The sequence below is a fragment of the Alkalibacillus flavidus genome (assembly GCF_040545925.1).
Taxonomy (GTDB): Bacteria; Bacillota; Bacilli; order Bacillales; family Alkalibacillaceae; genus Alkalibacillus; species Alkalibacillus flavidus.
Map to the genome: position 1 here is coordinate 133914 of NZ_JBEPMX010000003.1, position 26408 is coordinate 160321.

Annotated in this window: 22 protein-coding genes; 11 read left to right on the plus strand and 11 right to left on the minus strand. The window is 41.6% G+C overall.

The window, feature by feature from the left end:
- Nucleotides 1-6: 6 nt before the first annotated feature.
- Nucleotides 7-345: a DUF4870 domain-containing protein gene (locus tag ABID56_RS04615; protein ID WP_354219445.1), complete on the minus strand. Its 339-nt coding sequence runs from the start codon at nucleotides 343-345 to the stop codon at nucleotides 7-9.
- 205 nt (nucleotides 346-550) lie between these two features.
- On the opposite strand from ABID56_RS04615, the gene cudC reads away from it, so the two are divergent.
- Complete coding sequence (cudC, locus tag ABID56_RS04620; RefSeq protein ID WP_354219446.1) at nucleotides 551-1108, plus strand: choline uptake/conversion transcriptional regulator CudC; 558 nt, start codon at nucleotides 551-553, stop codon at nucleotides 1106-1108.
- A gap of 262 nt (nucleotides 1109-1370) precedes the next feature.
- On the opposite strand, the gene rlmN is transcribed toward cudC, so the two are convergent.
- From rlmN to ABID56_RS04635, 3 genes are all read right to left on the minus strand, one after another.
- Entirely contained in the window at nucleotides 1371-2444 is a 1074-nt protein-coding gene (gene rlmN, locus ABID56_RS04625; RefSeq protein WP_354219447.1) for a dual-specificity RNA methyltransferase RlmN, read from the minus strand.
- Nucleotides 2445-2531: 87 nt separating this feature from the next.
- The gene (locus ABID56_RS04630; protein ID WP_354219448.1) at nucleotides 2532-3590 is read right to left on the minus strand and encodes a hypothetical protein; all 1059 of its coding nucleotides are present in this window, start codon (nucleotides 3588-3590) and stop codon (nucleotides 2532-2534) included.
- Nucleotides 3591-3707: 117 nt separating this feature from the next.
- Nucleotides 3708-4874, minus strand: coding sequence for a TraB/GumN family protein (locus ABID56_RS04635; RefSeq protein ID WP_354219449.1), 1167 nt, complete (start codon nucleotides 4872-4874; stop codon nucleotides 3708-3710).
- Between the two features lie 339 nt (nucleotides 4875-5213).
- Here ABID56_RS04635 and ABID56_RS04640 point away from each other — a divergent pair, with 339 nt between their 5' ends.
- The 7 genes from ABID56_RS04640 (at nucleotide 5214) to ABID56_RS04670 (ending at nucleotide 13609) form a co-directional block, all read left to right on the plus strand.
- Entirely contained in the window at nucleotides 5214-6821 is a 1608-nt protein-coding gene (locus ABID56_RS04640) for an alpha-glucosidase (RefSeq protein ID WP_354219450.1), read from the plus strand.
- A gap of 1 nt (nucleotide 6822) precedes the next feature.
- Nucleotides 6823-7692 (plus strand): ROK family protein, encoded by an 870-nt coding sequence (locus ABID56_RS04645; protein ID WP_354219451.1) that lies wholly within the window; start codon nucleotides 6823-6825, stop codon nucleotides 7690-7692.
- A 187-nt stretch (nucleotides 7693-7879) separates the two neighbouring features.
- Nucleotides 7880-9181 carry an ABC transporter substrate-binding protein gene (locus ABID56_RS04650; protein ID WP_354219452.1) on the plus strand — a complete coding sequence of 434 codons (1302 nt, stop codon included), beginning with the start codon at nucleotides 7880-7882 and terminating at the stop codon, nucleotides 9179-9181.
- Nucleotides 9182-9263: 82 nt separating this feature from the next.
- Nucleotides 9264-10124, plus strand: a complete 861-nt coding sequence (locus ABID56_RS04655) for a carbohydrate ABC transporter permease (protein WP_354219453.1) — start codon at nucleotides 9264-9266, stop codon at nucleotides 10122-10124.
- Nucleotides 10124-10936 (plus strand): carbohydrate ABC transporter permease, encoded by an 813-nt coding sequence (locus ABID56_RS04660; RefSeq protein ID WP_354219454.1) that lies wholly within the window; start codon nucleotides 10124-10126, stop codon nucleotides 10934-10936. The genes ABID56_RS04655 and ABID56_RS04660 overlap by 1 nt, the downstream gene beginning before the upstream one ends.
- Before the next feature lie 17 nt (nucleotides 10937-10953).
- Nucleotides 10954-11976: a LacI family DNA-binding transcriptional regulator gene (locus tag ABID56_RS04665; protein WP_354219455.1), complete on the plus strand. Its 1023-nt coding sequence runs from the start codon at nucleotides 10954-10956 to the stop codon at nucleotides 11974-11976.
- Between the two features lie 13 nt (nucleotides 11977-11989).
- Nucleotides 11990-13609 carry a glycoside hydrolase family 13 protein gene (locus ABID56_RS04670; RefSeq protein ID WP_354219456.1) on the plus strand — a complete coding sequence of 540 codons (1620 nt, stop codon included), beginning with the start codon at nucleotides 11990-11992 and terminating at the stop codon, nucleotides 13607-13609.
- 591 nt (nucleotides 13610-14200) lie between these two features.
- On the opposite strand, the gene ABID56_RS04675 is transcribed toward ABID56_RS04670, so the two are convergent.
- Nucleotides 14201-15481, minus strand: a complete 1281-nt coding sequence (locus ABID56_RS04675; RefSeq protein ID WP_354219457.1) for a glucose-6-phosphate isomerase — start codon at nucleotides 15479-15481, stop codon at nucleotides 14201-14203.
- A gap of 431 nt (nucleotides 15482-15912) precedes the next feature.
- Here ABID56_RS04675 and cshA point away from each other — a divergent pair, with 431 nt between their 5' ends.
- Nucleotides 15913-17415, plus strand: a complete 1503-nt coding sequence (gene cshA / locus ABID56_RS04680) for a degradosome RNA helicase CshA (protein WP_354219458.1) — start codon at nucleotides 15913-15915, stop codon at nucleotides 17413-17415.
- 46 nt (nucleotides 17416-17461) lie between these two features.
- Here cshA and ABID56_RS04685 read toward each other — a convergent pair whose 3' ends face one another.
- The 3 genes from ABID56_RS04685 to ABID56_RS04695 all read right to left on the minus strand — a co-directional run bounded on the left by ABID56_RS04685 (nucleotide 17462) and on the right by ABID56_RS04695 (nucleotide 21097).
- Nucleotides 17462-18193: a GntR family transcriptional regulator gene (locus tag ABID56_RS04685; RefSeq protein ID WP_354219459.1), complete on the minus strand. Its 732-nt coding sequence runs from the start codon at nucleotides 18191-18193 to the stop codon at nucleotides 17462-17464.
- 30 nt (nucleotides 18194-18223) lie between these two features.
- The gene (locus tag ABID56_RS04690) at nucleotides 18224-19273 is read right to left on the minus strand and encodes an SDR family oxidoreductase (protein WP_354219460.1); all 1050 of its coding nucleotides are present in this window, start codon (nucleotides 19271-19273) and stop codon (nucleotides 18224-18226) included.
- A gap of 189 nt (nucleotides 19274-19462) precedes the next feature.
- Entirely contained in the window at nucleotides 19463-21097 is a 1635-nt protein-coding gene (locus ABID56_RS04695) for a BCCT family transporter (RefSeq protein WP_354219461.1), read from the minus strand.
- Nucleotides 21098-21488: 391 nt separating this feature from the next.
- On the opposite strand from ABID56_RS04695, the gene ABID56_RS04700 reads away from it, so the two are divergent.
- Nucleotides 21489-22118 (plus strand): NUDIX hydrolase, encoded by a 630-nt coding sequence (locus tag ABID56_RS04700; protein WP_354219462.1) that lies wholly within the window; start codon nucleotides 21489-21491, stop codon nucleotides 22116-22118.
- A gap of 361 nt (nucleotides 22119-22479) precedes the next feature.
- Nucleotides 22480-23379: a MerR family transcriptional regulator gene (locus tag ABID56_RS04705; protein WP_354219463.1), complete on the plus strand. Its 900-nt coding sequence runs from the start codon at nucleotides 22480-22482 to the stop codon at nucleotides 23377-23379.
- 21 nt (nucleotides 23380-23400) lie between these two features.
- On the opposite strand, the gene ectB is transcribed toward ABID56_RS04705, so the two are convergent.
- From ectB to ABID56_RS04720, 3 genes are all read right to left on the minus strand, one after another.
- Nucleotides 23401-24678: a diaminobutyrate--2-oxoglutarate transaminase gene (ectB, locus tag ABID56_RS04710; RefSeq protein WP_354219464.1), complete on the minus strand. Its 1278-nt coding sequence runs from the start codon at nucleotides 24676-24678 to the stop codon at nucleotides 23401-23403.
- A gap of 77 nt (nucleotides 24679-24755) precedes the next feature.
- On the minus strand, nucleotides 24756-25289 hold the full coding sequence (gene ectA, locus ABID56_RS04715; RefSeq protein WP_354219465.1) for a diaminobutyrate acetyltransferase: 534 nt from the start codon (nucleotides 25287-25289) through the stop codon (nucleotides 24756-24758).
- A gap of 255 nt (nucleotides 25290-25544) precedes the next feature.
- Nucleotides 25545-26243: a YybI family spore inner coat protein gene (locus tag ABID56_RS04720; protein ID WP_354219466.1), complete on the minus strand. Its 699-nt coding sequence runs from the start codon at nucleotides 26241-26243 to the stop codon at nucleotides 25545-25547.
- Between the last annotated feature and the right edge of the window lie 165 nt (nucleotides 26244-26408).

The following is a 26408-nucleotide window of genomic DNA, read 5'->3' on the forward strand; positions in this document are numbered from 1 at the left end:
ATTTAGTTATTCATCGGCTTCTTCAGGTCGTAGAATTAAATCGAACTGGCCGATAAGCGGTAACGGTTCGATTTTTCCTTTTGCTGCATTAATGATTCCAATCACCCATAATATAAAGACGAATAAATTCCCAATCGGCAAAATAAAGAGCCAACCAATAACCGGGATGATAGTACCAGCTGTATTTACGACAACAGCTGTAATCAACAACACGAGACCTTGGTTGGCATGATACATCGCAAAGTATGATTGTTTGGCGATTAATAATGGAATGAAAAAGATCATATAGGCAACAACCGCTAAACCTTTATGATCCTCGATATCTTGCTTTTGTTGATCTGACATTTACGTCCCCCCTAACAAGAATTATTATTAAACGATATGCAATGCTTGCACGATTCATGTCTTTTGGCAGGTGCAACAATAGATCAAATTTCCCGCCAAAACCGTACAAAAACAATTTGTTTATGGACACATATATGGTATAGTTAAATGAGATAAAGTATGTTACGAAAAAAATTAATAAACTTAATTATGAGGGGGTTGTTCCATGGCTCAATCCGATGAACAAGCACGCGAATCCGTTGATCAAGCAAAGGATCTCGTCATCGAGTCGATCGGGGAAACAATGGACTTGTATGGTGTCACCCGCAGTGTTGGTAACCTCTACGGAACGATGTATTTTGAAGATAGCATGACGTTAGACGAAATGCGCGAAAAATTACAAATGAGTAAACCGAGCATGAGTACCGGTGTTAAAAAACTGCAAGAATACGATATCGTGAAACAGTCGTTCAGACGTGGATCACGGAAGCAGACGTTTGTCGCAGAGAAAAATTTCTTTAACTTTTTTAATAAATTTTTCACGAAGAAATGGGAACGCGAATATGAATTGAACTTAAAAGCCGTTGAGGAAGCGCAACCGATTTTACGCGATGTGATTAATGATGAATCACTGTCAGATGAGGTACGTGCTGAAGCCCAAGAGATTTACGACCAACTTGAAAGCTCAAAAGCCTATTTCAAGTGGCTCGCACAACTCGTCGAAGGCATTCGAAATGGCAAAATCTTTGAATGCTTCCCACCACCCGAACAACATAAAGATTAAACCGGAAAAACCGCCCCGCCAGGCGGTTTTTTGCATTTATTAAATAACTCGCCTTACTTATGAAATAAATTCGTGTACTTATTAAATAACTCATCCCACTTATTAAATAAAATCAAGCGTCGCCCGGATTTATTAAATAAATCCGCTGATTTTTGAAATAACTTAAAGAAATTATTTAATAAATAAAGGAAGTTTTGAAATAAGTTCAGAAGGCTCGATCAAAAAAATCACCCAGCCGCGGCTGGGTGATTTCCTTCTATCTTTAGGCATTGGTTTTCGCTTTTTGCTTCTTGTTCATTTGTTTACTTCTTAACTGACCACACGCGGCATCAATATCGCTACCTTGCTCCACGCGCACGCCGCAATTAATATTATTCTCAAGCAACGTCTCATAAAACGTTAAAATATTTTGCTTACTGCTTCGCTCATACGGGTGGTCTGCCACTGGATTGTACGGAATCAAGTTCACGTACGATAAATGGCGTTTATCTTTCAACAACTCCACGAGCTCTAGCGCTTGCTCACGCTGATCATTCACATCATGCAGCAAAATATACTCAAACGTAATCCGGCGATTCGTCTTATCTAAATAATAGTCAACCGCGTCCATCAACTGCTCAACCGGATACGCACGGTTAATCTTCATGATGTTCGTACGCAAGTCATTGTTCGGCGCGTGCAACGACAACGCTAAATTCACTTGCAAGCCTTCATCAGCGAATTCATACATTTTCGGCACAATGCCACTTGTCGAAATCGTAATGTGACGCGCACCAATCGATAAGCCTTTTTGATCGTTCACAACCTTGATAAAATCAAGCGTGTTATCGTAGTTATCAAACGGCTCGCCAATACCCATTACGACAATATGACTAACGCGTTCTCCGTCGCCACGCGCATCTAAGTCATGTTGGACGTTCATAATTTGCTCGACAATCTCACCACTCGATAAATCACGGTTCTTCCGCAAAATACCGCTCGCGCAGAACGAACAACCAATATTACAGCCGACCTGCGTCGTCACACAAACAGATAAACCATAATCAAAACGCATCAACACGGTTTCAATATGGTTGCCGTCTGGTAATTCAAATAAAAACTTCACCGTACCGTCAACCGATTCTTGTTTGATCGTCTCCGACAGCGACTGGATCTGATAGTGTTCATTTAACAAATCGATCGTCGCTTGGTTGACGTTTTTCATCTCCTCAAACGACTTAACGCGCTTTCTATATAACCAATCCCAAACTTGATCAGCACGGAAACGTTTTTCGCCGTTTTCGACTAACCAATCTTGCAATTGTTCTTGAGTTAAACCATAAATCGATGGTTTCATACTTAATACCTCATTTCAAACCTAGTTACTCTGTATATCGTAAGGGATAGAAGCCATTCATTCAAGCTAAAACTATTGACAATTATTCTACGATTCGCTATTAGGCGAATCCACTTTCTTCGCCACAGACCGTAAAGCAAACACCACTAGCAATAACGTTAATGCACCAGTCGCCACGTAAAGCCACATGAATTGTGCTTTGAACTCATTTTCCGTATCCAAATTCAATGCAATGACTATGACTCGATCTTGCTCTAACGGCTGGAATAACTTCCGGTAAGACGCACCATCATGCTCAAACTCGACTGACTGAACCTCACCTTCTTCCACTGCCGCTTCAATTCGCCCTGCATCACCTGACACATCAAGCGTCATATGACCGTACAACACAGGAATGTCTGTCGCTGGCTCGATCACTTCATGGTCATCCCCAGCCAAATAAGCCGGTCCATTCACGACAGCAATCTCTTCAATCACGTCATGATTTTCCTCTAATTGCGAAATCATATCCGACGGCCCCGACTCAAACGTCACATTATAAATATCTTCATCCTTTATAAACGCATTCACCATAAAATCCGTCGTCCCGTCATAATAATAAGCAAACTTATAGTAAATATAATCAAATAATTCCGCTCGTGAAATCGGTCCGACCCAAAAATTGTCCCGCGCATAGCCTTCATCAACTGTCACGTCTTCCTCAGACATCAATTGATCAAACGCCGTATACCAATAACCCCAATCTTTTGAGGACAGCCCGATTTGCGAATCATCCGTCGATTGTTTCACGACAATATCGTCCGCTTCACGTTGCCAAAGCGAAATCTCTTCTACCTCCCAACGCTCAGCTAATTGCCGTAGTTCTTTCTTACTGATCGAGTCCAACTCACGCCCTCTTAAGTCATTCATAATCCCTTTAGACGATGTATAAAGCTGTTGTTCAATCATATGTTCAATCGTGTCCGCCGCTTCTTGTGATGACGTCATCGCCGTTCGCACACTTTCAATCGCCCGATCAGCCTGCTCATCTTGAAAAGCAACAATTCGGAGCTGTAACAAATAAAATCCAATTAAAAACGCGACCGTCACGATCACACCGATATATATCCCCATTTTAATAATCGTTCGTCTTCTTTTATGTTTCATCTTCCGGCTCCTCTACTCCCAAACGTTTCCCTATAAATCCAAATTCTATCATAACAAAACAACTCAATTTCACAACAAAAAACATGCCGCGATTAACACGACATGTTTCATGATCATTTATAAATTTTCTAAAAAGACACGAATGACATCAGCGCCGCCAATAAATGTACCGAGCGAACTACCGATATTCGTTAACACGACGATTAATAAAATCCGCGTCACTTTGTTTTGCCAAAAACCTTTAAGCGACTGAACATCTTCTGACAAATTCTCAAAATGTGACACGTTCGGCTTACGAATCCACGTCTGCGTCAACCCAGCAAACCACCCTGCTGCAAGCATCGGGTTCAGCGAGCTAAGCGGCGCAACAAGAAATGCGGTGATCACGGTAAGCGGGTGCCCTAACGCAACCGCGGCACCAATCGCAGATAACGACCCGTTCCAAATAATCCAACTTAACGTCTGTTGATACGCCGCCCCTGGATTGTTCATGAACGTGTATAAAATTAATGACACAATCACTAACGGAATCGCCCAACCGATTATCTTCGGTACCTTTGATTTTGGTGGCACGGTCGTTAATTGATCAAGACTTTGCTCGCGGTGAATTTCCCGCTTCACACCCGGCACGTGCGCGGCACCTAATACAGCGACCACTTTCTCACCCGGTGCTTGCTTAATTTTCTCAGCTAAATATTGATCGCGCTCGTCAATTAACGGTTTTTTCAACCGCGGAAACGCTTCAGTAAACTCCTGCATCACTGAATTCAACATATCTTGTTGCTTCATCTTCTCAAGCTCTTCTTCTGAAATCGTCTCACGGTTAAAGATACTATAAAACACCGACATCATTAACTTCGCACGGCCTGACATGCCAATGCTTCGCCAAACGCGTGAAAACGTCGTCTGGATATTACGGTCAGCTAACACTAACTCTGCTCCGACTTCTTCTGCCGACTCAATCCCTTGCACCATTTCTTGTCCTGGCTTAATCCCGAACTGCTTCGCCACACGGTTTTGAAACGATGAAATCATCATGTTCATTAATAAAAGCGTCGACTTCTTCTCTTTGACGACTTTAAAAATGTTCATGTTCTTCCACTTGTTGCCGTCACGCACCGATTGATAGCGCTGTTCATCAAGCTCAACACAAACTGACTGCGGCTGTTCCGCTTCAATCACATCACGAACTTGCTCCGCGCTTTGCTTCGACACGTGCGCTGTACCCACGAGCACGACTTCTTTATCATCTAATTGAATACGCGTTATATTATGTTCCGTCATCCCTAACTTCCTTTATCACGAATTTAACTCTAACTTATAGTTTAACATTATTTTATGCTAATTTCGTTAGCGATTTTCTTACATTTCATAAACAAACATTCACCCTACCTCAAAGTGCAGGAATCATGTCTAAAAGTGCCTGAATCACATCCAAAAGTGCAGGAATCTCTCTAAAATGTGCCTGAATCATGGCCAAAAGTGCAGGAATCTCTCTAAAATGTGCTTGAATCCTCCCCTAAATTGCTCGAATTAACGTTACTGCCTCATCGACAATCCATTAAAACATGATATAATAATCCAATATGAAACCGCATCCACAGAAAGGAAAGGAGAAACCTTATGACAACATGGTGGCAACAAGCAACGGTTTATCAAATTTACCCGCGAAGCTTCAACGATTCAAACGGTGATGGAATCGGTGATATTCCCGGTATTATCCAAAAGCTCGATTATTTAAAGACACTCGGGATCGACATCATTTGGCTCAGTCCAGTTTATAACTCACCGAATGATGATAACGGGTATGATATTCGGGATTACTACCAAATCCATTCCGACTTTGGCACAATGGCTGATTTCGACCAACTACTTGAAGAAGTGCATCGACGCGGAATGAAACTCGTCATGGATTTAGTCGTGAATCACACCTCTGATGAACATCCGTGGTTTGAAGAACGACCAGACTTTTACATATGGCGTGACCAACCGAATAATTGGGGATCGATCTTCGGCGGATCTGCGTGGGAATATGATGACTCGCGTGGTCAGTATTACTTACACTTATTTAGCAAAAAACAACCCGACCTCAATTGGGAGAACCCTGAACTTAGACAAGCGATTTACGACATGATGCACTGGTGGCTTCAAAAAGGCGTCGATGGCTTTCGCATGGATGTCATTAATTTCATTTCCAAACACCCTGACTTACCTGACGGGGAAAACGGAGACGGCAGTCCGTACTTTATGAACGGTCCGAGGATTCATGAATTTTTGCGCGAGATGCACGACAACGTCCTCCAACACTACGATTGTGTCACAGTCGGCGAAATGCCAGGCACGTCACCTGAAGACGCGCAAATCTATACGAACCCCGATAACCATGAAGTGAACATGATTTTCACGTTTGAACATATGGATTTAGACCATGCACCTGATGATAAGTTTAACTACCAGCCACTCAATTTAATCGATTTAAAGGACAATCTAGAAAAATGGCAACACGCCTTGCATAACAAAGGGTGGAACAGTTTATATTGGAACAATCACGATCAACCGAGAATCGTCTCGCGCTTCGGGGATGACCAAACGTACCGTTACGAATCCGCAACCATGCTTGCGACTTGCCTCCATATGATGCAAGGAACGCCTTACGTCTATCAAGGCGAAGAGATCGGGATGACTAATGTTTCCTTCTCATCCATTGACGACTATAGAGACATCGAAACCTTAAATATGTACGACGAGAAACGGACGGTTGGAATTGATGAAGCGACGGTTTTAGACCAAATTCATCACGTCAGTCGTGATAACGCGCGGACGCCAATGCAATGGTCTGACGATGAAAACGCTGGATTTACCACCGGGACACCTTGGTTAGCAGTTAATCCAAACTATCAAACGATTAACGTGAAACACGACCAAAACAGTGAGCAATCGATATATTCTTATTATCAACAACTCATCGCGATGCGAAAACAATACGATATTGTTACAAACGGGGATTTCACATTACTTGAACGAGATCACCCTCAGCTCTTCGCTTATACGCGAAACAATGGTCATGAAAATTGGACCGTTTATTGCAATTTTAGTAGCGACACGATCACTCTTACTGAGATCCCAAATGGGGAGATCATGATTCATAATTACGATGATGGTATATTATCTAACAGTCAATTGCGCCCGTATGAAACGATCGTGTTGCGAAACATGAAGGAGGTTGAATAACATGAAAGTCCTTGGTGTTGATATTGGCGGGACCAAAATCCGCTTCGGTATAATCGATGACGATTACAAGGTCCATCTTGACACGAAAGTCCCAACAACATTCCCACTATACGATACATTAGAAAACGAAATTTTAAACGTGTTGGAAAAACATCCTGAAATTGAACGAATCGGCATTGGTACGCACGGTTTCGTCGATTCGAAGCGCGGACGCGTCGTCTATGCGACAGAGCTATTACCGGGTTGGTCGAATACAGAAGTTAAAACACAACTCGAACTTGCAACTAATCGCCGAGTCGAAGTTGATAATGATGCCAATGTCGCAGCGCTCGCCGAAGCTAAGCTTGGTGCTGCTAAAGATTCAGAGCGTTCCGTTTGCTTAACGCTTGGTACTGGTCTAGGTGGCGGTGTTATTTTAGACGGTTATGTCGTTAGTGGCGGACCAAATGGCGGAGCAGCTGAGATCGGCCATATGATCTTATATCCACACGGCCATCCATGCCCATGTGGTCACAACGGCTGTGCTGAACAGTACGTTTCGGGCACAGCGTTAAAACGACGCATTGAAGAAGCAGGGTTAACTTACACACCGGAAACATTATTCGAACATATAACTGATGACCCTGAAGCTGAAGCACTTGTTAAAGCATTTACGAGCGATTTAGCTGTTGTGATTAGCTCCCTTCAAGCGATTTTTGATATGGATACCGTCGTTATTGGTGGTGGTGTTTCTGAATCCGCAGATCAATGGTTTGATTATTTACACGACGAATTGAACCATCACTTGCTAAACCCTATCCACGTCACAACAGCTCAATACGAAAACGACGCAGGGATGCTCGGCGCAGCGTCACTCGTTCTCGATGTATAAACCACTCAAACGAGGCTTGAGTACGTGCCTCGTTTTTATGTGAAAATCTTTTTAATAAATGGTGTTGCGCAAACGTTTTCATTATGCTATTATATGAGTTACAAAACATGAAAGCGTTTTCGCATCTTTTTTTTGACCATTTGTGCAAACGTTTTCGCAATCATTCATTTTAGGGGGATTTTGTTCAATGAATTGGAAAAAGTGGAGCACAAGCGTATTGGGGACATTAGTGCTAACTGGTGGATTACTCGCTGGTTGCGGAGGAGACGACGAATCAGCTGACGGTGGTAGCGATGCCAAAACAGAAGTTGACGTCTTTCAATTTAAAGTTGAATTCCGTGAGCAATTTGAAGAGTTAGCAAGTACTTATGAAGAAGAAAACCCAGATGTCGACATCAACATCACAACAGTTGGTGGTGGGGAAGATTACGGTTCAGCCCTTCGTTCACGTTTTAATTCAGGTAACGAACCGTCGATTTTTAACGTCGGTGGACCGCAAGACGTAGAAGATTGGGAAGATTACTTAGCAGACTTATCAGACACTGAAGCTGCTGACGCTGCCTTACAAGGGACACTAGAAGGTGTTTCCGTCAATGATGGTGTTTACGGCTTACCTTACAACCAAGAAGGTTACGGATTGATTTATAATACACGTATTTTCGAAGAAGCTGGTATTGATGCAGAATCGATCAAGAGTTATGACGACCTCGTATCAGCTGTTGAAACATTAGACTCGCAAAAAGACGAACTCGGTCTGGATGCCGTATTCGCTTTCCCTGGTTCTGAAACATGGGTAACTGGTTTACACTTATCTAACACGTTCTTAGCACCAGAATTCGATAACAACGTGATGAATGCATATAACGCTGATTCAGTAGATTTCGAATATAGTGATGCATTCAAGTCGATCGTTGATTTACAAAACGAGTATTCTGTTCAACCAACAGTTAGCCTTAACTACTCACAACAAGTAGAAGAATTATTCTCACTTGAACGTGTTGCGATTATCCAGCAAGGTAACTGGGTGTATCCAACAATCGAAGGCATTGCGCCAGACTTTGCGGCAGAAAACATTGACTTAATGCCAATTCCTGTCGAAGGTTATGAAGAAGACGTTATGCCTGTCGGTGTACCAATGTATTGGGGTGTGAACAGCAACAAAGACGAAGCAGAAGTTCAAGCATCAAAAGATTTCTTAGATTGGCTATACACATCTGAAACAGGTAAAGAAGCTGTCGTAAATGACTTTAACTTCTTACCAGCCTATGAAGGTTACAATGCAGAAGACGTTAGCGATCCATTATCTCGTACAATTTATGAATACTCCAATAACGATCAAACAATCGGTTGGGTGTTCATGGGTTACCCAACAGGTTGGGGTGAAGACCAAATGGGCGCACAAATCCAGAAGTACCTCAGCGACGAAGCAAGTTGGGATGAGATTATAACTGAAACCCAAGAAGCATGGGAATCTTCTAGATCAGAATAATAGGTTACAGCCTGACACGAAACAAAGTAGCAGCTTTGCTACTTTGTTTCATTTTCAGGCGTTACACAAGGGAGAGATCAACGTGCGTATCAAAGACGTATCATATTGGCTATTTTTAACACCAGTCCTGTTTGCACTGATCACCGTTGTCATCTTACCACTAGGTGTTGGTACATATTACTCGTTCACCGAATGGAACGGAATCGAGACAGGTGATTTTGTAGGGTTCGAAAACTATATCAAAGCCTTGCAAGATGAGCGATTCATCGATTCTCTTTGGTTTACGATCAAATTCTCAGTCGCAAGTGTCATTTTAATCAATGTCATCGGCTTATCGCTCGCATTAATTGTGACGTCGAAAATTAAGACGAACAATTTACTACGGACCGTTTTCTTTATGCCGAACTTAATTGGCGGCCTTATTCTCGGGTTTATTTGGCAGTTTATTTTCATCCGTGTGTTTGCCAACATCGGCCAAGCGTTTGGGATCGAAGCGATGCAAGGCTGGCTATCGACAACGACAACTGGTTTCTGGGGATTAGTCATCTTGATGAGCTGGCAAATGTCCGGTTACATCATGGTTATTTATATCGCGTACTTACAAGGTGTATCAAAAGAACTAATCGAGGCCGCTCATATTGATGGCGCAACAGCATGGCAACGATTTCGTCACATCATATTTCCGCTCGTTGCACCGGCATTCACGGTCAGTATGTTTTTAACTTTATCTAATACATTCAAATTGTACGATCAAAACTTAGCCTTAACAGACGGCGGTCCGTATAATTCGACGGAAATGTTAGCGATGGAAATTTACAATACCGCATTCGTGCAAAATTCATTTGCCTATGCACAGTCTAAAGCGGTTATCTTTTTCATCGTTGTCGCGACGATTACATTAGTTCAAGTTTACTTTAATAAGAAACGGGAGGTGCAGATGTAATGAAATGGAAGAAATGGCGTGTTGAACTGCTCGGAATTTTACTCGGACTCATCTGGATAGCCCCGTTTTATTTAATGTTCGTGAACTCGTTTAAATCACAACGGGAACTGTTTGAAGGGACGTTGAATCCACCGTCTTCTTTCGACTTCAGCAACTATGTTGAAGCATTTCAAGAAATGAACTTCATGCAAACACTATTTAACTCGATATTAGTCACAGGGTTAAGTATTGTGATCATTATCTTTTTCTCGGCAATGGCAGCTTATGCGCTAGCTCGTACGAAAAGTAAAGTGAGTACGGTAATTTTATTCATTTTCATTTCAGCCATGCTCATTCCGTTCCAATCTGTTATGATTCCGTTAGTTTCATTATTCGGTGAAGTCGATTTATTAAACCGTGGTGGATTGATTTTCATGTACCTCGGATTCGGTTCGAGCTTATCGATTTTCCTTTACCACGGGGCGTTAAATAATATACCAGAAACGTTGGATGAAGCAGCACGAATTGATGGGGCTAATAAATTCCAAATCTTTTGGTACATTGTTTTCCCTATGCTTAAACCGATTACAGTGACCGTCGGGATTTTAAATACAATCTGGATTTGGAATGACTATTTACTGCCATCATTAGTGATCAATAACCCTGGAAGTGAAACGATCCCACTTCGCATGTTTTACTTCTTCGGCCAATATACGACACAATGGCATTTAGCAATGGCAGGTTTAACGCTAGCAATCTTGCCAGTTATTATTGGTTACTTCTTTGCTCAACGGGCGATTATTAAAGGGGTAACAGAAGGTGCTGTGAAATAACTAGAGGAGTGACGCGTGTGGCCGTAACGATTAAAGACGTAGCTAAAAAAGCAAATGTTTCGCCTTCTACTGTGTCGCGAGTGATTGCGAATAATTCACGCATTACAGAAGAAACGAAACAACGCGTCCGTGATGTCATGGAAGAACTCGGCTACTACCCAAACTTCCAAGCGCGGAATTTAGTCAGTAATAAAACGAATACGATAGGCGTCGTGATGGCCAACTCAGCGACATTATCCTTTCAAAACCCGTTCTTCCCTGAAGTATTGCGCGGTATTTCCTCTGTGGCTCACGACAATCAATATGGACTTTATTTAACGACAGGGGCTAACGAAGAAGAAGTTTATAATGAAGTCGTGTCAATGGTTCAAGGAAGACGAGTCGATGGCATCATCTTACTTTACTCTAGACAAAACGACGCGACGATGAATTATTTAGCCAATTCGTCGATTCCATTCACGATTGTCGGACGCCCATTCGAAAACCCGGATCAATTCACATATGTCGACAACAATAACGTCGATAATGCAAAAGAAGCCGTGCATTACTTAATCGAACTTGGTCACGAGCGGATTGCTTTTGTCGGAGGTGGCTTAGACTACATCGTGTCACAAGATCGTCTAAAGGGTTACCAACAAGCGTTAGCTGATGCTGGCATCCCATTTAACGAACAGTATTTTATTAATGAAGAAGAAACCGCGAGTTTGAGCCGTGATGCAACGCTCAATTTAATGAATATGGATCAACCACCCACAGCGATCGTGACACACGATGACCTCGTTGCCTACGAAGTGATTCGTTATTTAGAAGAATTAGCTATATCCGTGCCATACGACTTATCGATTGTTAGCTTTAACAACCATAAGATTTCCGAACATCTTAGACCGCCGTTAACGTCAGTCGATATTTCGATTTATGACTTAGGATACGAAGCAAATCGGTTATTAATTAATAAAATTAACGACCCTGATACAGAGGAACAACATGTTATTGTACCATCTACATTAATCAAACGCGGTTCATGCCGACAACTACCTTAGAAAGGACGATCACATGGAAGGGACAATATGGTGGAAAGAAGCTGTCGCGTACCAAGTCTATCCGCGAAGCTTTTACGATTCTAATGGGGATGGCATCGGTGACTTACAAGGTATTATCGAAAAACTCGACTACTTACAAAACCTAGGCATCGATGTCATATGGGTATCCCCGTTTTACGAATCACCTAATGATGATAACGGTTATGACATCAGTCATTATCAAGCAATTTTAGCCGAGTTCGGCACGATGGACGATTTCGACCGTTTACTTGATGAAACTCACCGACGTGGCATGCGTTTAATTATTGATTTAGTCGTCAATCATACGAGCGATGAACACGCATGGTTTATCGAATCACGCCAAAGCAAGGACAATCCGAAACGCGATTGGTACATATGGGCTGATCAACCAAACAATTGGCAAAGTATTTTCGGCGGTCCCGCTTGGGAATATGACGAGCTAACCGATCAATATTATTTGCACTTATTTTCCCGCAAACAACCAGACTTGAATTGGGAAAATAGCGACGTGAGACAAGCGATTTATGACATGATGAACTGGTGGCTCGATAAAGGGATCGACGGATTCCGAGTTGATGCCATTACGCATATGAAGAAAACTGAAGGGTTACCTGATGCGAAAAGCGACGTAGAACCGCCGTGGGAACATATGATGAATAATGACGGCATCCACGACCACCTACAAGAGCTTTATGACCATACGCTCGCCCATTATGATGTAATGACTGTAGCAGAAGCAAATGGTGTCGGCACAGATGATATTCATCGTTGGGTTGGCGAACGTGAAGGTAAATTTAGTATGATTTTTCAGTTCGAACACCTCGACTTATGGGACCAAGACGGCAAAACGGGTGTCGATGTACCACAACTTAAAGAAGTGCTCACCAGATGGCAGCACACTTTGGAAACTGATGGTTGGAATGCATTATTCATTGAAAATCACGACATTCCACGTGCTGTATCAACTTGGGGAAATGACAAGACTCATTGGTATGAATGTTCGACAGCATTAGGCATGATGTATTTCTTTATGAAAGGGACACCTTTTATCTACCAAGGCCAAGAGATCGGCATGACCAATAACCATTTCCATTCTATTGATGAATTCAATGACGTCAAAGATCATAATTATTATCGTTTGCAACGTCAACAAGGTGTAGATGAAAACACTATCTTGGAAACACTTAATATTACGAGTCGCGACCATGCAAGAACGCCGATGCAATGGAGTGATGAAGCGCAGGCTGGTTTTACGACGGGAACTCCGTGGTTAAAAGTGAACCCAAATTATGTAAAGGTTAATGTAGCGGAGCAACAAGAAGACCCGAATTCTGTTCTATCGTTTTATCAACGTATGATCCAATTAAGAAAAGAAAATCATACATTGATTTATGGCCAATATGATTTGATGTTAGAGGATCACCCGCATCTGTTCGCTTACACGCGTACACTTGGTAATGAGCAATTTCTTATCATTACAAACCTCAGCGAACAATACGTCGAAACAGACATTTTGAATCAATACGACACACCACTCTTGTTGCTAAGTAATATGAATCAAATGTCAAATACATTCAAACCATACGAAGCAAGGTTATATCGATTACAATAACAAAGAGGCTGAGTCAAAAGTAACTCATACAAAGTAAAACCCGAACAATTTTAATAAAATAAATTGTTCGGGTTTCCTGTTTGAATGACGCTTCATCAAAACACTTCGCTTGGTTCTTCGTGACATAAGCTCAACATCTGCTCTGCTGGCGCAATCGCCGTGTTTCCTTTACCGGGGCACGGCTCGAGCCAGGCAACCTCATCGAATATGCTTCCTTGCAACTTGCACCGAGGAAGCCTGCTTCGAAGCGATACGAGAAGACGCAGGTGCATCCCTCGGGGGACAAAGGAACTTCGGCTAAGTACCGGACGTCCTGTCCGAACGCCGAAGTGACCCACGTCCTGTGCGCCTTCGTGCTATTCCCGTGACGACCCGGACGGTCTAATGTCGACGTTGGTCACAAAAGCTGATTTCATAAGCTTCCTTGACTAATTCTGCGCCGAGTACTCGCAGGCGCAGGACGTGACCGAACTTAGTCGACCAGGCGTCTACGTGTTTTGATTCCGCTTAATTAAGTGCTAAACTGTTATGTTGCTCAAACATTCGTCTTTTGTACAATCGAAAATACTTCTGTCCCAACCTCTTTTAGTTTCAGCTCTCAAACCCTGGCTTCTTAAGCAGTTTGAAAATATTTGTCTTATACGCTTCGACGCCTGGTTGGTCGAATGGGTTAATGTCTAACTGATAAGCACTGTAAGCACAGCTTAACATGAAGAAATATAAGAAATAGCCTAAATGGTACTCATCCAGTTTTGGCAAACGGATCGCGACTTGTGGTACGCCACCTGACAAATGTGCTTGGGACGTGCCTTCATAGGCGACTAAATTAAAATCGTGCAGCGACGTGCCTGCTAAATAATTCAGCTGATCAGCATCGTCTGTTGCTTCAAACACGTCTAAATCATCATCCGCCTCATCTAAAATCATAAACGTTTCAAACAAATTGCGTTTACCATCTTGGATGTATTGGCCTAATGAATGTAAATCAGTCGTGTATGTGACTGATACAGGGAAAATACCTTTTTGCTCCTTTCCTTCACTCTCACCGTATAACTGCTTCCACCACTCTTGCACATATGAAAGCGCCGGTTCGAACGTGGCCAACACTTCATTCGTGAAGCCTTCTTCATATAAATGATGGCGAAGCGCAGCGTATTGAATCGCTGGGTTGTCTTTCGATAAATCACTCAATTCATTCTCAGCTGCGTGAGCTCCTTGAACGAGCGCTTTAATATCAAACCCTGCTGCAGCAATCGGCAATAAACCAACCGCCGTTAGCACTGAATAACGGCCGCCGACATCATCTGGTACGACAAATCGCTGATACCCTTTCTGCTTTGCTAAATCTAATAATGCCCCTTTATTCGCATCTGTCGTCACGTAAATACGCTCAGCCGCTTCACTTCCGTAACGATCAGTCATATATTGTTGTAGAAATCGAAACGCAAGCGCCGGTTCTGTCGTCGTCCCTGATTTCGATATGACGTTTAACGCAACGTCACGCCCTTCAACATACTGCATCAGTTGTTTTAAATACGCCCCATTTACATGCTGTCCAGCAAAAATCACTTCGAATTCCTTCTCTGTCTGAAAATAAGGACTTAACGCTTCAATAACGGCTTTTGCCCCTAAATATGAACCACCAATCCCGATCACAATTAAAACATCCGCTTGCTCACGAATACGTTCAGCTGTCTGTTGTATATGACCAAGCCATGATTCACTCGCGTTACTAGGCCAGTCCAACCAGCCTAAAAACTCGCTACCTGCCCCTTGTTTTTGGTATAATTGATGATGAATCGTGTGTAGCTCGTTCCATTTTTCATCTGTTATGACATGATTTAAATTACCTGAATATGTTACGCTAATCATAAGTTGTCCCCTTTTTATCATTGTATTTACGACCATTATACCAAAAAATACACACAAAATAGAGCCCTATACGAAACAACTTAAGTAGTTTGAATTGACTTTTTACACACAATCAGGTTATAATGAATCGTCTTAACAAGTTTGGATATGAAGAAAAGTTACGTAGCTACTAAATGGTGGAAGGCGCTTTTTTTCCTCATTTTGGATAGGCTGCGTTTTTTATTTAGATGGTTCTGTTAAAATCATGATCGTGATCACAAGCTATGACAACCCTAGTTATGACTTTAACAGAGCTATTTAGATAAAACATCTCGCCACCCCCGCAGCCCCGAGCCATTTAACACACACGAACCTTTTCGAAAAAATAAATTGAAATCCTATTTTTTGTTAAAGATAACTATAAGAAAGAATCATTTTTAGGAGGAACAAGTTTGAAAACATTTAGTGAATTGAACATTGAAAATGACGTGCTCAAAGCCGTCGAAAACATGGGGTTTGAAACGATGACCCCGATCCAAGCAGAGGCTATCCCTACTGCAATCGCCGGTAAAGACATGATCGGCCAAGCACAAACAGGAACAGGTAAAACAGCCGCATTCGGTGTTCCGATGATACAAAAAATCGATCCGAACAACCCAAATATTCAAGGCATCGTTATCGCGCCAACACGTGAGTTAGCGATCCAAGTCGGCGAAGAATTAAATCGCATCGGCCAAACGAAAGGCGTGAAAACCGTCCCTGTATACGGTGGTCAAGACATTAATCGCCAAATTAAAGCGTTAAAACGTCGTCCACAAATTATTGCGGCGACACCAGGGCGTTTATTAGACCATATTCGCCGTCGTACGATTAAATTAAACAACATTGAAACAGCTGTCTTAGACGAAGCTGACGAAATGTTAAACATGGGCTTCATCGAAGACATCGAAGCGATTTTAGCGGAAATTCCGCAAGAACACCAAACGTTACTTTTCTCAGCGACGATGCCAAAACGCATTCAATTGCTAGCGGAAAAATTCATGCAACAACCTGAAATCGTCCGCGTGAAATCAAAGGAACTAACGGTCGACCACATCGATCAGTACTACTATGACGTTAAAGAAAACCAAAAATTCGACGTCCTTTGCCGTTCATTGGATATCGAATCGCCTGATTTAGCAATCGTCTTCGGTCGTACGAAGAAACGTGTCGATGAACTCGTTGAAGGGTTAATGAAGCGTGGTTATTCAGCTGAAGGCATTCATGGTGATATTCCACAAGTGAAACGCGAGAAAGTGATTCGTCGCTTCAAAGACCAAGCAACGGACATTCTCGTGGCGACGGACGTAGCAGCACGCGGACTCGACATTTCAGGTGTAACACACGTTTATAACTTCGACTTACCACAAGACCCAGAAAGTTATGTCCACCGTATTGGACGTACAGGGCGCGCTGGTGAAAAAGGTAGTGCCTATACGTTTGTCACGCCACGCGAAATGGATCATTTGAAATCAATCGAGAAATTGACGAAACGCCAAATCGACAAGAAACCGATCCCGTCGTATGAAGCTGTTTTAGAAGGGCTACAAGAAGGTGCGGTCGAACAACTACGCCAAACGATTTGGGCGAACGAAGGTGACGACTACCGCGAAGCAGCAAAACGTCTCTTATCAGAAGAAGAAGCCGTTGACGTCGTATCATCAGCGATTAAACTGTTAACGAAAGAACCGAGCCAAACGCCGGTTAAACTGACAGCTGTTGAACCATTACGTGCGAAAAAAGCAAAAGGTCAACACAACAACCGCAATCGCGGCCGCGGTGGTGGCCAAGGTGGCGGCTATAAAGGTGGCGGCAATCGCAACCGTAACCAAAATCAAAACCGTGACAACCGTCGACATCGCAACAACAAACAAGGCGGCCAAAAACGCAACCAACAAAACCAAAATCGTTCTTAATAAAACAATCCACGCTTTAGGGCTAACCCTTAAGCGTGGATTTTTATTAACGATATAAAACTGATGTCACTTCATATTGATCTGAACGCAACACGATGCGCGAACACTCTAACGGAATGTCCTCAGCATCGTAGGTTTGTTGGTCTAAATATAGTGCCGGATCACCTTCAGATAACTGTAACAAGTCGGCTTCCTCACCTGTTAATGCTTTCGCAGCAAATTTTCGAACGCCGTATGAAATCGAGGATGTCGCATAAGACTCAATGGATTTAAACAACCCATTACGATCAAAATCATCACGGTTAATACCTGGGCAACGATCGGCTGCAATCCAGTTTTCGATAATTAACGCTGGCTCATTATCAACCCGACGAATTCGTTTAATATAATACACTAAATCATACAAGCCAATCTCTAAATGATTTTGTACCCAATCAGTCGGTTGCATCATTTTTTGTGTGATTACATCCGTTTCATAGGCATACCCTTTCATATCCATCGCTTCTGCGAATGATACGAGTTCTTGGGCAAACGGATACGAAATCTTCTGTTGCTTTACAAACGTCCCGTGCCCTTGACGTTGTTCAAGTAACCCTTGTTTTACGAGTTTTTTGATGGCTTTTCTTAACGTACCACGACTCGTATCCACTTGCTCAGCTAGCTCTTGTTCAGGTGGTAACTGGTGGCCTGACTTCCATCTTCCATTATGGATATTGTCCGTCATCCAACTTGCGATCTGTTGATATAATGGTTTCCCGTCTTGTTTTTGAAAATCCATATAACTCCCCCATGATCTCTCAATTGATTATCATGATGTCTCGTTCAAAAATCCATGCACAATGCGCAAAAGCATCGCGTGATCCATTGTGAGGTCCACCTTATTGGCGGCTTTTAATAAACTGGTTACATTCGTTCGGTCAAACAAAATAGATCGGTTCAAATATTGCTTGAACACTTCTAATGGCTGATTCAACCGTAATTCTTCATCTGTTAAATTTTCCTGTTCATCATACGACACAATATTAACTTGATTAAAATCAAGTCCTTCTCTTATCGCAGCAAAAATCTCACCATTTGTTGGTGGGTTCGGGTTTGTTGCATGATAAATCGTTCCTGGTTGTCCATGATGCAACGCAGCGTGTAAGACATTTATGACAAAATTAACTGGAACAAGGTTTGAGACCGTGTCCTGCTCAATAAGCAAACGATAAACAGGTGAATCCGCACGGCGTGCCGCTCGCTTCTTCAATAAATAAACCGTTCTTAAAATACCATATAGACCAAATGTTGTGTCGGCTTCACCTGTCTCTGAATCCCCGATAATAATAGCTGGACGAACGATCATGACATTAAGTTTGTCTTGTTCATTCATGACAGCGTGTTCGGCGTAACACTTACTTTCTTCATATGTATTTACAAAATTAGCATCAGTCGGATGAAGCGTTTCATAACCTGTTGTCGCTTCACCTAACGTATACGCTGTACTGACGTGGATAAACGTTTGAGCGTTAATCAGTTTTGCAACGTTTAGCGCCCGTTTTGTTCCCTCTAAGTTAATATCAAAGACACGATCACGCTCATCTTCATCAAATGATAAATAAGCCGCCGTGTGATACATAACATCAATAGTGTCTGTTAACACATGTAAATCATCTTGAGATACACCTAATTGGTCGTCTAATAAATTACCTTCTACGACGTGCACCAAATCATGCTTATCAGATGGCAGCGTCTTATATAACGCATCTAGCTTTTGTCGATTGCGAACTAATAAATAGACGTGGTGTTGTTCATTCGTTAATGTCTGCACGAGCTGAGTTCCTAAAAAGCCCGTCGCTCCTGTAATCAATATATTCATAAAACTGCTCATACCTTCCTTTATTCCTTTAAAGGTCTAGTCATAGTGTATATCGTCATGAAACAAAAATCTATAACCATAAACAAAATTTTTAGATTGCCACAGTACCATTGTATAACATAATAACGCTTTTTTTCACACAATAAAACAAAAACCCCCTAGCATTGCTAGGAGGCTATGGATTACATTTTATTTGTTTGATTGTTCGTAATCATCTGTAATGACATCATCTGCCACTTTGTTTTCGTCGCTAAGGTCTTCAAGTGCTTGATATATACGTTGACGCTCACGTGGTAAGGAACCATCATCAAGCTCTTGATACAGTGCATAAATCAAGCTGTACATCATGAGGAACATGATAACCATGAACGGGAAGCCACCAATTAAGGAAGCTGTCTGTAAGGCTTCAAGACCTCCTGCAGCAAGTAATACAGCTGCGAATAAACCTTCGATAATACCCCATGTAATACGTAAGCCAATCGGTGGGTTCATATTACCTTTCGACGTTAACATACCAATAACATACGTACCGGAGTCAGATGACGTGATGAAGAACACGGTTAATGAGATCATCGCAATCACGATTAACACAGATGAGAACGGGAAGCCTTCCAACATCGCGAAGAACCCTTGCGCCTCATCTTGCATCACGGCGTCCATAATACTATTGTCCGTGAAATGCTCGTTATAAAGCGCTGTACCACCAAAGACACTGAACCAGAAAATACTGACAGCCGTTGGTACTAACATAACACCAATCGCAAAGCTACGGATTGTACGTCCTCTAGAAACACGTGCAATAAAGGAACCTACGAATGGTGCCCAAGCAATCCACCATGCCCAATAGAAGATTGTCCACGCATCATACCAGCCATCTGCGCCTTCACCGGCTGCATCAATTCCGAATGACATAGAGAATAGGTTTTGTAAATAACCACCCGTGCTATGTGTCATTGCTTCTAAGATGAATAATGTTGGACCTAAGATAAAGACGAACAATAATAGCATGCCGGCAACACCTAAGTTTGCCTGACTTAACCACTTAATCCCTTTATCAATACCTGTTGTCGTTGAAAGGATAGCTAGCGTTGTCACAACAGCAATAATAACCATCCAAAGACCTGTCTCGTTTGGAATACCAAACAGTCGCTCAAAACCACCACCGATTTGCATAACACCTAAACCGAGTGATGTCGAAATACCGAATAGCGTTGAAAATACACCAATAATGTTAACTGTGTTACCCCAAAAACCATTTAAATTGTCTCGACCAATTAACGGCTCTAATGCAGAACTTAATAACATCGGTAAATTCTTACGATATGAGAAATACGCTAGTGATAATGCCACAACAGTATAAATCGCCCATGGGTGTAAGCCCCAGTGGAAGAATGAATATTGAAGCGCATCATGAAGGGCAGCAGCGGTACCACCTTCACCACCACTTGCAGGCCAATCATAATGGTTAATCGGCTCTGATGCACCCCAGAAGAGTAAACCAATACCCATACCAGCACTGAATAACATCGCAAACCACGCTGGCGTTGAATACATTGGTTTTTCATCATCTTCACCTAGCTTAATTTCACCTAACGGGCTTAAAATTAAGAAGACAGTCACAATAATAAAGGCACTTGCCCCTAAAATAAATGACCAACCGAGATATTCGATGATCCAATTGTAAGCATTATTAATATAAGTATCAAAATCAGGTAAAAATCCACCTGCCAAAACAAATAACGCACCAAATATGATTGAAATTATAAACGCTGGTGTCTTGACAGCTTTACTAAAGGACGTAATTCCTTTTGGTTTCGCTGACATCTTTTTCTCCTCCTTTGAATAGTTGAATTCATGTCAAATCATTACCGAAATACTAAGCAGAACGTATGATATATAATGTTTTTATACCCCGTTTTCACCAAATCAAACATTTTTCGCAAACATAGTGAAATATTTAATAGCTATTCAGGCAACACTTGACAAATATAATGTTTATATACTTGCGACATACGTATAAAACCTTAACATAATGGCAATATGGTGACAAGTTTAGTCGAATTGAATCGACTAGAACGATGTCGACTCACGATTTATTTCCTTGATTATTTGGACTTGTACGCTAAATATCTATCGAATACTTCAATATCAAACCTTTTCCCATATATCTTAACCTTAATATGCTAAAATGCTCATATGGAGGAGTGAGTTAGACATGAATTCAGATCAAATCCATCACATTTTAAAGCATCACCAACCACAATCTCTCGGACAGTATAAACCGAAAGAAACGGCTGTTTTATTACCATTAATCCAAAAAGAAGACGGATTACATATATTATTCGAAGTGAGATCATTATCTATGCGACGTCAGCCAGGGGAAGTTTGTTTTCCTGGCGGGCAAGTTGATGATGAGGATGACGATGCAAATGAAGCTGCGTTGCGTGAATTGCATGAGGAATTAGGGGTCAGTAAAGAACAAGTTGATTACACACAATCTCTCGGTTGGTTACAAACGCCGTTCGGCTTAAAAGTCCATGCTTACGTCGGATTATTAAAAACCCCTTCAACGTCGTCGTTTACACTTAACCCTGATGAAGTGGCTGACGTATTCACAGTTCCACTCGCTCATTTTTTACAAAACGGACCCACAATCCATTATATGAATATGGCGATTGAACCTGATGACTCATTTCCACTTCATCACGTCCCGAACCAAAAGATGTACACGAAACAATCGTTTCAAATTGAAGAACATTTTTATTACTTTGAAGATCGTGTCATTTGGGGACTAACAGCACGGATTTTAAAAGATTTCATTCATATTTTGGCTGAGAACACATGAAAAAAGGCGCTCATATACTGAGCACCTTTTACATACCTATCTCTTCTCAATCACTGCTTTGATTAGACCGTTGCGAATGGTGTGCCTATTCACCATTCGCAACCACGCTTTCTTTGCCACCTAAAAACTTCTGTTCAATCCTTTTCATTTAAAGACAAATAATCTCAACCTTTCATTACCAACCACCTTTTGATATAATTTTTGTATAACTTTAATAACATTATACACTACTTATACAATATTTCAACAATAGTTTTCAGATAAATGATCAAAACGTCTATTTAATCGGTTTTTTGTATAAAAAAACCGATTAATATCTTTTTGTGTATAGTTTGTGTATAATGAATGTGAGGTGATAAACATGTATACTATTAAAAAGGCATCAGAATTAACCGATATTCCTACTGTTACGATTCGTGCTTGGGAAAATCGTTATCACATCGTTAACCCTTCACGTAGCGAAGGTGGGCATCGACTGTATAGCGATGATGATATTCATATATTAAAATGGTTCAAACATAAAACGGAATTTGAACACTATAAAATTAGTGATGCTGTGAGATTGTGGCATCAACAAGACGGTCAAGTCGCCCACACTTTCGATCACTTCCAAGGTGAGCATGCCGAAGAGATTCAACTATTATACAATCACCTCACGCACTATCGCTCATCCGAAGCAAACGAACGGATTAATTTAGCTTTTTCAAAATTAGATTACGACGACGTGATCCATCATATCTTTGTCCCGATTTTGTATCAGATTGGCGACGAGTGGGAACGTGGGCATCTATCAGTCGCGCAAGAACATTTTGCTTCCGAATTTATTATGCAGCGGTGTATGGAATTTTTCCGTATTCTTCCGATCAATAAAGATTTACCAAAAGCGGTTGCTTTCACACCAGAAAAGGAGCACCACCACATCGGGTTATTAACCTTTAGTTTGTTTTTGCGAAAGCAAGGTCTTGAAGTACTTTATTTAGGTCCTAATACGCCATACGATCACGTGATCCATGTGCTTGATTCGCAAGATGTGAAAATAGTCGCTTTATCATTAACATATTCAGATAACCATGATGATGACGATCTCAATTTTTGGCTTGATCAATTCATCAAACGTTATCCGAACATTGAATTTGCGATTGGCGGGGTTGGTCTTCCGTCACATGAGCTAACTGTCACATCCAATCGCATCCACGATTTAAATCATCAATCGTGGACAAATTGGTACGACACACTCAAAAAAAGGTCTGATGATTTGTAAATCATCAGACCTTTTTCATGTTTAATTTAATACAGGCTCTTTGACAACATTCTTCACGCTTTCTTCAATAATCGCTAAGCCTTGTTTTAACTCATCTTCACTAATCGTCATCGCCGGGAATAATTTGAACACGTCATCGTTCGAACCAGCCGTTTCCATAATTAACCCTAGTTCAAATGCCTTTGCTGCAACTTCCTCAGCTACACCGTCGTCTTCACAAGCAATGCCGACCATTAAACCGCGACCTTTGACGGTACCTTTTAACTCTGGATAGTTCTCAACTAATCGGTGTAAAAAGTCATGCGTCATGTCTGCTTTTTGCTTAATCGACGCTTCGAAATCGTCGCTCTTCCAATATTCAAGCGCTGCTGTTGCTGTCACAAACGCATGGTTATTACCACGGAATGTTCCGTTATGTTCACCTGGTTTCCAAACATCAAGCTCTGGTTTACTCAACATAATCGCTAGAGGCAAACCGTAGCCACTTAAGGATTTCGATAGGCAAACGATATCCGGGTCAATACCTGCTTCTTCAAAACTAAAGAACGTTCCTGTTCGACCGATCCCTGCTTGAATATCGTCAACAATTAAGAGAATGTCCCAACGTTTACAAATCTCATCTAGTTTTTTCAACCATTTGAAACGGGCTGCATTAATACCACCTTCACCTTGTACCGTTTCAACGATCATCGCAGCTGGGATATCAACACCACTACCACCATTTTCTAAGAAACGTTCCAGATACTCTAACGTCTCCAAATCTTCACTGACAAAACGGTCATATGGCATCGTTACCGCATGCTCAAGTGGGACACCTGCCCCTTTACGCTTCATCGCATTACCTGTTACGGATAACGAACCAATCGTCATACCGTGGAAACCGTTCGTGAAGCTAATGACATCCGTACGTCCTGTCACTTTACGCGCTAGTTTAAGGGCACTTTCGACCGCGTTAGTACCAGTTGGGCCAGGGAACATCATTTTATAATTCATGTTACGCGGTTTCAAAATAATATCATTAAATGCTTCAATGAATTGACCTTTTGCTGTCGTTGCTTTATCAAGCGAGTGCGTAATGCCATCTTCTTTAATGTAATCGATGAGTGCGTCTTTCATTTGGTCATTGTTGTGGCCGTAATTTAACGCACCTGCACCTGAGAAAAAGTCAATATATTCACGACCTTGCTCATCCCACATTTTCGATCCTTTAGCACGGTTAAATACAGTCGGAAAACTACGGCAATAACTGCGCACCTCTGATTCATATTGTTCAAATACGTTCAAATCTGTTTGTTTCAACGTTTATCCTCCTTGAATTTACCCATATGGGTATATTAGTAGATAATCCTTTACACCGAATGATTCATACTTGTTTTTTACTTATCGAACGGACCGATTAAGAAGCTTAGTTCCGCTTCATGTTCATCACTCGGGAATAGTTCTTCAGGAAAGCATTCCGAGACTTCGCATGTTGTATCATGCTCTCGTGCAAATTTTTTAAATAAAGCTTGAGATGCTTCGTTTGATGGAGTAACCGTCGCTTCTAAATAGCGGACGTCACGGCAAGCATCACGTTCAATTAATTCGTTCAATATTTTAGACGCCAGTCCTTTACCTCGTTGCGACGAATCGACGCCAATTTGCCAAACGAACACGACATCTTGCCTTTCCGGGGGGATGAATGCTGTTACGAATCCGACGACTTGATCGTCTTCTTTCGCAACGACACATGTTTCGGCGAAATATTCGCACATCATAATATATTTATAAGCTGAGTTTTGATCCAAAGATGACTTGTTTACCAATTCCCACATCGCTGATCCATCTTTAGCACTTGGCTTTTCTAACGTTAGCGCCTCAGTTGGATTCAGTGTTGCTGTTTGATTGTTAATGGTAACGACTCCTTTCAAAATTGGTGTTAACGATTGTTTCCATAATTAATCATAACGAGCGCACCATTTTTAATCAAACGGGTTTAAACGTGATTAACAAGCATTCATCTAACTTATTGTCGATGAGACGAACTTGCATTAAGGAACTTAATAAATGCTACCATATTGTATCGATTGCTTAGAATTATTCAAGATTTAGTGATTTTTCTGGAAATTTACGTGATGACCTTCTTCTCATCGACGCATCACCTGAGTAAAGCGCCAAAGCTGTTATCATGCCTTATCGTGACCATAAACAGATACAAATTGTTGATTCAACTCAAACATAGAGCCGTTCCACGCCAGCACATTCTGCACATAACCGAGGGCATCTGCATTATAAAGCCCGGCAATCCGTTGATAAACTAATAAATCATACACACCATCACGATCATAATCAACAGGATAAAAGCCACTCATCGGATTCACCCAACCTTGAACTGGCTTTTTCAATTGACCTTCAGCGTCATAAATATCATCTAAATACTCGCTCGACCTTAAAGATAAATCAATACTATAAATCGAATTATTACGATCACTTGTGAGATGAACACGATAATCATCTTGGTAATGAACTTGGTATGTGTACATTTTTTGGTAGTAATCACTGCTAAACAACTGTCGCAAATGGTGTTGATCAATCGTGTAAATATAAGCGTTAACCGTTGCCCCACTACTCCCTGTCGCAATGGTCACCACAATCTGCTCTGCTTGCATTTCAGCTAGACGACCGAGCCATAGGACAGGTTCATACCCATGATGATCGTCTAATGGCGTGCTATATACATACCCTGTCACACCATCTTGGACAACTAAGGTTAAATCTTTCCAAAAAGGGATTGTCGTTTGTCGACGCCCCCAAATCATCACACAATCTTGAATGCCATCCCCTGTCACATCCCCATAAGTCATCGTCACGATTTCATCATTCATCCAGACCGCTCCTTTTTGTCTATGATTGAAATGTGGTGCAACAAACGACCATTTTGGCGCAACACGTTTTGAGTTTGATTCAAGCTAAAACAAGATTGGTTCAACTATGACAAAAGTTGAATCAAGCACCACATAAAAAATCCCTCTAGCACACTATATGCTAGA